The sequence below is a fragment of the Kitasatospora sp. NPDC001539 genome, from assembly GCF_040298565.1.
Lineage (GTDB): Bacteria > Actinomycetota > Actinomycetes > Streptomycetales > Streptomycetaceae > Kitasatospora.
The window spans coordinates 1-6,922 of sequence record NZ_JBEPAK010000316.1; the positions used below are offsets into that span (position 1 = coordinate 1).

General features: G+C 73.8%; 8 protein-coding genes. 6 read left to right on the forward strand and 2 right to left on the reverse strand.

Going from position 1 to position 6,922, the window contains the following annotated elements:
• Positions 1 to 39 precede the first annotated feature (39 nt).
• Positions 40 to 1,071, reverse strand: coding sequence for a polysaccharide deacetylase family protein (locus tag ABT247_RS30300; RefSeq protein ID WP_350748897.1), 1,032 nt, complete (start codon positions 1,069 to 1,071; stop codon positions 40 to 42).
• 588 nt (positions 1,072 to 1,659) lie between these two features.
• On the opposite strand from ABT247_RS30300, the gene ABT247_RS30305 reads away from it, so the two are divergent.
• Both ABT247_RS30305 and ABT247_RS30310 read left to right on the forward strand, forming a co-directional pair.
• Positions 1,660 to 1,932, forward strand: a complete 273-nt coding sequence (locus tag ABT247_RS30305; RefSeq protein ID WP_350748900.1) for a hypothetical protein — start codon at positions 1,660 to 1,662, stop codon at positions 1,930 to 1,932.
• Between the two features lie 277 nt (positions 1,933 to 2,209).
• On the forward strand, positions 2,210 to 2,698 hold the full coding sequence (locus ABT247_RS30310; protein ID WP_350748903.1) for an NUDIX hydrolase: 489 nt from the start codon (positions 2,210 to 2,212) through the stop codon (positions 2,696 to 2,698).
• A gap of 25 nt (positions 2,699 to 2,723) precedes the next feature.
• On the opposite strand, the gene ABT247_RS30315 is transcribed toward ABT247_RS30310, so the two are convergent.
• Positions 2,724 to 3,263: a PTS-dependent dihydroxyacetone kinase phosphotransferase subunit DhaM gene (locus ABT247_RS30315; RefSeq protein ID WP_350748906.1), complete on the reverse strand. Its 540-nt coding sequence runs from the start codon at positions 3,261 to 3,263 to the stop codon at positions 2,724 to 2,726.
• A 404-nt stretch (positions 3,264 to 3,667) separates the two neighbouring features.
• Between ABT247_RS30315 and ABT247_RS30320 the strand changes: the two genes are divergently transcribed.
• From ABT247_RS30320 to ABT247_RS30335, 4 genes are all read left to right on the forward strand, one after another.
• Positions 3,668 to 3,925 (forward strand): DUF397 domain-containing protein, encoded by a 258-nt coding sequence (locus ABT247_RS30320; RefSeq protein ID WP_350748915.1) that lies wholly within the window; start codon positions 3,668 to 3,670, stop codon positions 3,923 to 3,925.
• A gap of 759 nt (positions 3,926 to 4,684) precedes the next feature.
• Positions 4,685 to 5,179 carry a hypothetical protein gene (locus tag ABT247_RS30325; protein WP_350748909.1) on the forward strand — a complete coding sequence of 165 codons (495 nt, stop codon included), beginning with the start codon at positions 4,685 to 4,687 and terminating at the stop codon, positions 5,177 to 5,179.
• Positions 5,180 to 5,243: 64 nt separating this feature from the next.
• Positions 5,244 to 5,327, forward strand: a complete 84-nt coding sequence (locus tag ABT247_RS30330) for a putative leader peptide (RefSeq protein ID WP_350526312.1) — start codon at positions 5,244 to 5,246, stop codon at positions 5,325 to 5,327.
• 169 nt (positions 5,328 to 5,496) lie between these two features.
• Positions 5,497 to 6,922 (forward strand): acyl-CoA dehydrogenase family protein (locus tag ABT247_RS30335; protein ID WP_350748912.1); only part of this gene is annotated, 1,426 nt, incomplete at its 3' end.

A 6,922-nucleotide genomic window follows, 5' to 3' on the forward strand; every position in this document is an offset into this window, starting at 1 on the left:
GCCCGCCCCCCTCGGGAGGCGGGCGGCGGGCGCGTTCGATCAGGCCACTGCCTGGCGGCGCCAGCGGCGGTAGGCGGGTTCGAGGCCGGAGAGGATGGTGTCGAACCGGCGGGTGCTGGTGGTGGAGTCGACCTGGAGGCGGCTGATCTGGAGGGGATGGCTGGGGAGCCGGGGGCCGAGACGGTGGTCGGAGAGGAAGCCGAGGCGGTAGCCCAGCTCCTGGAGCACGGCTTCGGCGCGCGGGTCGTGCCCGCCGTCCGGGTAGGCGAAGGCGATCGGTGGTTCGCCGAGCCAGTGGGTGAGGGCCTCGTGGGCCCCGGTGATCTCGGCGCGGACGGTGGCGTCGTCGCAGCGGCCGAGGCACGGGTGCCCCTGGGTGTGGTTGCCGATGGCGACGCCGCCGTCCCGGAGGGCGAGGAGGTCGGCCGGGGTGAGCTGTTCCTGGCGGGGTGGCCGCCGGTCGGCACTGACGCGCAGTTCGTGCAGGCTGCGGCGCCGGTCCGGGTCCGGCATGGCCTTGAGGCGGGGCAGCAGCTGGGACGGGTGGCCGCAGTCGAGCGAGCGGGCGCGGCCGCCGTGGCGGGCGAGGAAGTCGGCCTCGTGCCACCAGAAGGGGCGTTCGGTGCCGATGAGCTCGGAGATGACGAAGGCGGTCGCGGGGATGCCGCGGGCGTCGAGGGCCGGCAGGGCGTGGGTGAGCACGCTCCGGTCGGCGTCGTCGAAGGTGACCAGGACGCTGCGCGGCGGCAGCGGCCGCCGTTCGGCGACGGCCTCGAGCACGGCTTGGAGGGAGACCGGGGTGGCCAGTCTCCGCAGCCGGTCGAGCTGGGCCCCGAAGGAGCGGTGGTCGGTCACCCCGTGGTAGGCCAGGACGGCGAGCCGCTGGGCGGCCCTGGCCCGGAACAGCGGTTGTACGGGGGCGAACCGCAGCCATTCGCCCCGCGCGTCCTGCTGTCCCGGCCCGGGGTGCCCCGGCTCCGGGCGTCCCGGTTCCGAGCGCTCCGGCTCGGGATGCCCGGCCCGGGCGCGCCCGGCCTCGGCGTATCCCGTCGCGACGCGTCCTGCAGCCATGGACGACCGCCGCCGGTCGGTGCCGTGGTGGCCGGCGTCGTGTCGGCCGGAACCCTGCCGATCGGCCGCGTGGTGATCGCCCCCGTGACGATCGGTCCCGTGGTGATCGGCCGCGTGGTGATCGCCCCCGTGACGATCGACTCCGCGGCGGTCGGCCGCGCACGCGGTGGGTGGCGGCAGTGCCCGCATGCCGGCCACGGGCCTGGCACGGGCGATGGAGATCGGTGTGGTGGACTGGGTTTGCGGCAACGGTTCCCCCTCGATCGCCTAGCGGCGTGGCGGTCCCGCCGGAGGACGGAGCCCGGCCTCCGACTCCAGGAGGCGGCGGCTCCGCCTCCTGGGTATTCCGGTTCTCGGTGGGGGGTTCTCACCCGTCCCGCGAACGGCTCCTGGATCACTCGATGCCATTGAGACCGCTGCCCGGGCGGGATGGTTGTACCGGGGGGACGAGGATTTTTCGTGGACTGATTGTGGAGTGCGAACACGTATCGGTGACGGGCATCGCCCGCGCGGACCGGTCGCCCTGGGTGTCGGGCCGCTCACTCCGCGCGGGCTGCCGCCCGGGCGTGCCCGGGGTACCTTGGGCTCATGGCAGATGCGGACCGTGATCCCTTTCACCGCCACGGCGCGACCCGGATGGCTCGCGCGTGCAGCGGCGGAGCGCTGGTCACCCACCAGATTCCGCTGGCAGTGGTCGGTGTGGCGTGCCTGGTGCTGGGCATCGTCGTGGCCGTGGCCGTTCCGGACAGTGACGGTCCGGCCTGGGCGATGGCGGTGGCCGGCTGTCTGGCGGCGGGCGTCCTGCTGCTCGGCCGGATCGCCTTCGGCGTGCTCCGCGACCGGCGGCGAGCCGCGCTCTAGCGGGAGTCCGGCGGCGCGCGAGAGCGCTGCGGAGAACTCGGTCCTAACCGTCAGGGGATCGGTCAACAGAACGCGTGAAATTGGTCAGATCGACCAAATTTCATCCAGTCCCACAATCTCCCTGTGCTCTTCTTTCACCATTTCCCGACAATGAGTTCAACCTGCCCTTACTGTGAATGCGTTCAAGGGATCGGTTCACACCCTCGCCCCGTTGCCGCGTTCGACGGCGGGTGCGGCAGCCCGTCCGGCCGGTCGACGGCTCGGTAGGCTGCGCCGCATGGCCATACCCCCCTTCCTCGCCGAACTCCGCTCCCTCGTCGGGACCCACCCGCTCTGGCTGAGCGCCGTCGTCGCCGTCGCGGTGGACGACCAGGGCCGGGTGCTGCTCGCCCGGCGGGCCGACGACGGTCGGTGGGCGACGGTCGGCGGCATCCTCGACCCGGGCGAGCAGCCCGCCGACGGCGTGGTGCGGGAGTGCCTGGAGGAGACCGGGGTGCTGGTCGTGCCCGAGCTGCTCGCCTCGGTCACGGTCTCCCCGCAGGTGACCTACCCGAACGGCGACCTGACCCAGTACCTGGTGCTGACCTTCCGCTGCCGGGTGGTCGGCGGCGAGGCGAGGGTCAACGACGACGAGTCGCTGGAGGTGGGCTGGTTCGGACTGGACGAGCTGCCGCCGATGATCGACTCCGAGCACGAGCGGCTGCGCCACGCCCTGGAGTGCCGGGGTCCGGCGACCTTCAGCTGGGAGGGCCGGGAGTACCCCTGACCGCCGGCGGACCGGTCCGGGTCCGTCAGGTCTTGCCCTGCCGGTAGGCCTCCTCCGCCGCGTCCAGCACCGCCGCCAGGTCCCCGCCCGCGGTGGCCGTCGCGGTGGCGGCCACCGCGCCCTCCACGAACGGCGCGTTCGCGAACCGGACCGGGAACGGCAGGCCGTGCTCGTCGGCCTCCGACAGCAGGGCCCGGACGGTGGTGACCGCTCCGCCGAGGTCGGCGAGCACCACCACGCCGTGCCCCTGGTCGACCCGCCGGGTGGCGGCGGCCACCAGCACCGCGCTGATCCCCGCGCCGTCGGCCGGATCGCCGCCGGTCGCGGCGACCGGCGCGGGGGAGTCGGATCCGGTCAGAACGAGCGCCAGCTGGCGGACGGCGGTGGCCAGTTCCTGGCTGTGCGAGACCAGGACGACCCCGACCCGGCCGTGCGCGGACGGCCGCGCCGGGGTGGGCCGGGGCAGCGGGGTGGGCACGGGCGGGGTCCGGGGCGCCGGGGGGTGGGCCGAGGGGGCGTCGGAGATGGGGATGACATCGGCGCGGGTGCCGTCCCGGCGGCTCATCGGCTGCTCCCTGGGCGGGGTCGAGGGCTGGAGGTGGGTTCGGGGCCGTACGCGCCCTGGCAGCACTCTGGCAGCTGCCCGCGGCCGCAGCCGCTCGGGACACGCGCCGGTGGGCCCGGACGTGCCGGCGGAGCCCGCAGGGCCCCGGGGGCCCGACCAGGCCGGTGCCCCGGCGGTCGTGGAGCGGTTGTTCGGTGGTCGTATGGCTGTTCCCGGACGGTCCGGCGGCGGTCCCTGCGCCGACCCTGCCGGAGTCCTGCCGGGGTCCCGCCGGGGTCCCGTGGCGGCCCGCCTCGGGAGCGCCGCCCCCGTCCGATCGAGTCCCCGTCAACCCGCTGACCGGGCCCGGCCGGTGTGGCTAGGCTGGCCCCGGAACGTCGTCGGGAGGAGAGCGGTCAGTGGCAGTGGACAGCGGGACGGACACGGGGGCGCCCGGCGCCCAGCCGGAGCTGGCGCCGAACGGGAAGCCGAAGGTGGATTTCACCGGGGCCGAGTGGCTGTGCAGCAGCCAGGGTGTCGGGGACGTCCAGATCGCCTTCGTGGACGGGTACATCGGGATGCGGGACGGCCGCCAGGAGGACGGCCCCGTGCTGGTGTTCACCCCGGCCGAGTGGCGGGCCTTCGTGCTCGGCGCCCGGGACGGCGAGTTCGACCTCACCTGAGGTGCCGAAGGAGCGGACCCGCCCGGCACGGACGTGCCCGGTGGACGGGTCCGCTCCGCGGGCGGTTCGGCAGGTGATCCCCGTGCCGGACAGCAGAACCGGTGATCGCTTGAGTGTGCCCCGTCAGAATTTCTGTTGACTGTTAGACAAACGCAGCTCAGAGTATGAGCACAGGCAGACGCCGTGCCCACCGCCCCCACGCGGCCAGACACGGCGCCTGCTGTGCGGCCCGGCAGTACTGCCAGGCCTCCTCCCAGTCATCCCCTGCGCACCGGGGTGCGTCGGCCGGTCCCGGCCCACGAAGGGCCGGCAGTCGCCGGGAGGCTGGCGCCGAAGCCGAGAGCGACTCGGATGACGGCACCTTTGCTCGGGACCCGCACGCCCCCACGCGGCGGCGTCCCGAGCAGATCCGCGGGAGCGACGGGCCGGGGCCCCGCGGATCTGGCTCTTGTTTGCATCAACTGCACGGAACTGCATGGAACTGTTGGCTTGTGTGTTGTGCTGTGTGCGATGACGAAGCTGGGCGCTCGGCTTTTCGGCACGACAAGTGCACAGTGAGGGATACGCGTGTAGGGCCGCGTTGCGACATGCCGTCCCCCCGAAGGGTGAAACCCAGAACGGCTGTCGTGCTGAACCGAACGTAGCCCGGACGGTTGCTCAGAGTCAACATTGGTCTCTGAGCGTCGATCTCCCGCCGGTCCCGGGACGGTGCCCCACCCACCCCGCGAGCGCGGTGTGCCGGGCACGTACGATGTTCCCATGTCTTTTCTCCGCCGTCGCTCCGGACAGCCCGCCGGCCCGGACTTCGACGTGCTCGCGATGGACCCGGGCGACTGGCCCGGCGACTTCGGTGCGGCCATGATGACCGGCCCGGACGGCTCCTGCCAGGGGATCTTCCTGCGCTACGACCTGTTCGGCGGCCGCGGCCCGGCGATGTTCATCGGCAACCTCCCCGAGGGCTCGCCCGCCCGGGAGACCGGCGACGGCGTGCCCTTCGAGGTGCGCCAGCTGCTCGCGGCGCTGGAGAACGACGAGCCGGTCGACTTCGTCTCGGCCGAGGACTTTCCGGTCATGCTCGGGGACGACCTGCTGATCGTGAAGAAGGTCAAGGTCAGCGAGGAGCGCGTGTTCTGCGCCCAGTTCGGCCGCAGCGACGGCGTTCTGGTCACCATCGCGTCCTGGGACCGACCGATTTCGGACGACCTGTACCAGCTGCTGAAGCCGCTTCCGGCCGACATGTTCCAGCAGGGCTGACCGGGCGCCCGCCCGGGGCCCGTCTCCTTGACGGTTTCGATCAACGGTTCGTACAGTCGCGGACATGCCGTGCCGTCTCCCGCTGCTGACCCGTCGCAGGCACCTCGATCTGCGGCGGACCGCCAGCGCGGCGTGTCCGGGCCGCTGAGGGGGATCCACCCCCGTGGCGGTGGGCAGCCGGCCCCGACCGGGCCGGTGCCGAATCCTGGGGGCGGGCCGCGCTTCGACCTCCGGGGCCGCCAGCCGGTTCCGCGCGCCCGTGCGGCGTGCCGCCCGCATTCGCCGAGCCCACGCTGCCGTCCGGAGGCACCAGCATCATGACGACCCCCGCCACCACCGATCGTCCCTCGAACGACCGTTCCCCGATCGAAGGATCGGATTCCGGCCACTCGGCTTCCGGCCGCGCCGCGACGGGCGACGCCGCGTCCGGCCGGTCGAAATCTGGCCACTCGGCGTCGACTTCGGGCCAGTCGGCGCCCGGTCAGTCGGCACCCGGCCGCCTGGACTCCGGCCGCCCGGATCGGGGGCGCCGGGCTCCCGGCCGTCCGAGTTCCGGCCATCCTGATCCCGGCCGCACGAACGCGCCCGAACCGGACCGCAGCGCGATCGAGGCAGCCCTGGCCGGGCTGCCCCGGGTCGTCGACCTGCTGGCCGCGCGCGCCGAGGAGCACGACCGCGACGCGACCTTCCCGTACCAGGGCATCGAGGCGGTGCACGAGGCCGGGCTGCTCACCCTCACCGTCTCGCCGCGTTACGGCGGCCCGGGCGGAACGCTCGCCGACACCGTCCGGGTGCTGGCCCAACTCGGGCGCGGCGACGCCTCGGTGGCCGTGGTCACCGCCTTCACCCTGCTCCGGCACGCCGAGCAGGCCCGCAGCGCCGGCTGGCCGACGGCCGGGTACCGGCGACTGCTCAGCGAATCCCGACGCGGGCCCGCCCTGGTCACCACGCTCCGGGCGGAGCCCGGCGGCGGAGCGGCCGGTGCGGCCGGATCGGCCGGAGCCGACGGACTGCCCGCGACGGTGGCCCGACGGGACGGCGACGGCTGGCTGCTGACCGGCCGGAAGACCTACTGCACCGGCGCCGAGGCGCTGGCCTGGATGGCGGTGACCGCGCGGACCGACGAGCCCGAACCGAGGGTCGGCACCTTCCTGGTCCGCGGCGAGAGCGAGGGCCTGGAGATCGACCCGACCTGGGACCAGCTCGGCCTGCGGGCCAGCGCCAGCCACGACGTCGTCCTCGACGGGGTGCGGGTGCCGGCCGAACTTGCGCTCGGCCTAGGCGCCCCCGGATCGCAGGACCACGCGGAGGCCGAACTCGCCCGCGCCTGGCAGGACCTGGCCCTCGCCGCCGTGGCGATCGGCGTGGCGCGGGCCGCCGAATCCTGGCTGGTCCGCTTCCTCAGCCAGCGCACGCCCGCCAATCTGACCGAACCGCTCGGCACCCTGCCCCGCTACCGCTGCGCCCTCGGCGAGATCGAGGCCCAGCTGATCGGGGCCGAGGAACTGGTCGAGGGCCTGGCCCCCCGGGTGGACCGGGGCGAGCCGGACGCGGTGGCCCGGACGGGCCCGGCCCAGGTGCTGGCCACCCGGGCCGCCACGGCGGCCGTGCAGCAGGCCGTCGCGCTCACCGGCAACCCGGGGCTGAGCCAGTTTGGCATCCGCCATCAGGATGCCAAACAGCAAACGGAATACGACTCTGAGCTCTACCTCGAGTGGATCTTCTACTGGTACGTAGCCACGA

Coding starts and splice junctions, on each gene's coding strand:
- ABT247_RS30325 (WP_350748909.1), top strand. CDS start 4,685: ATGTCTTTTCTCCGCCGTCGCTCCGGACAGCCCGCCGGCCCGGACTTC.
- ABT247_RS30305 (WP_350748900.1), top strand. CDS start 1,660: ATGGCAGATGCGGACCGTGATCCCTTTCACCGCCACGGCGCGACCCGG.
- ABT247_RS30300 (WP_350748897.1), bottom strand. CDS start 1,071: ATGGCTGCAGGACGCGTCGCGACGGGATACGCCGAGGCCGGGCGCGCC.
- ABT247_RS30310 (WP_350748903.1), top strand. CDS start 2,210: ATGGCCATACCCCCCTTCCTCGCCGAACTCCGCTCCCTCGTCGGGACC.
- ABT247_RS30315 (WP_350748906.1), bottom strand. CDS start 3,263: ATGAGCCGCCGGGACGGCACCCGCGCCGATGTCATCCCCATCTCCGAC.
- ABT247_RS30330 (WP_350526312.1), top strand. CDS start 5,244: ATGCCGTGCCGTCTCCCGCTGCTGACCCGTCGCAGGCACCTCGATCTG.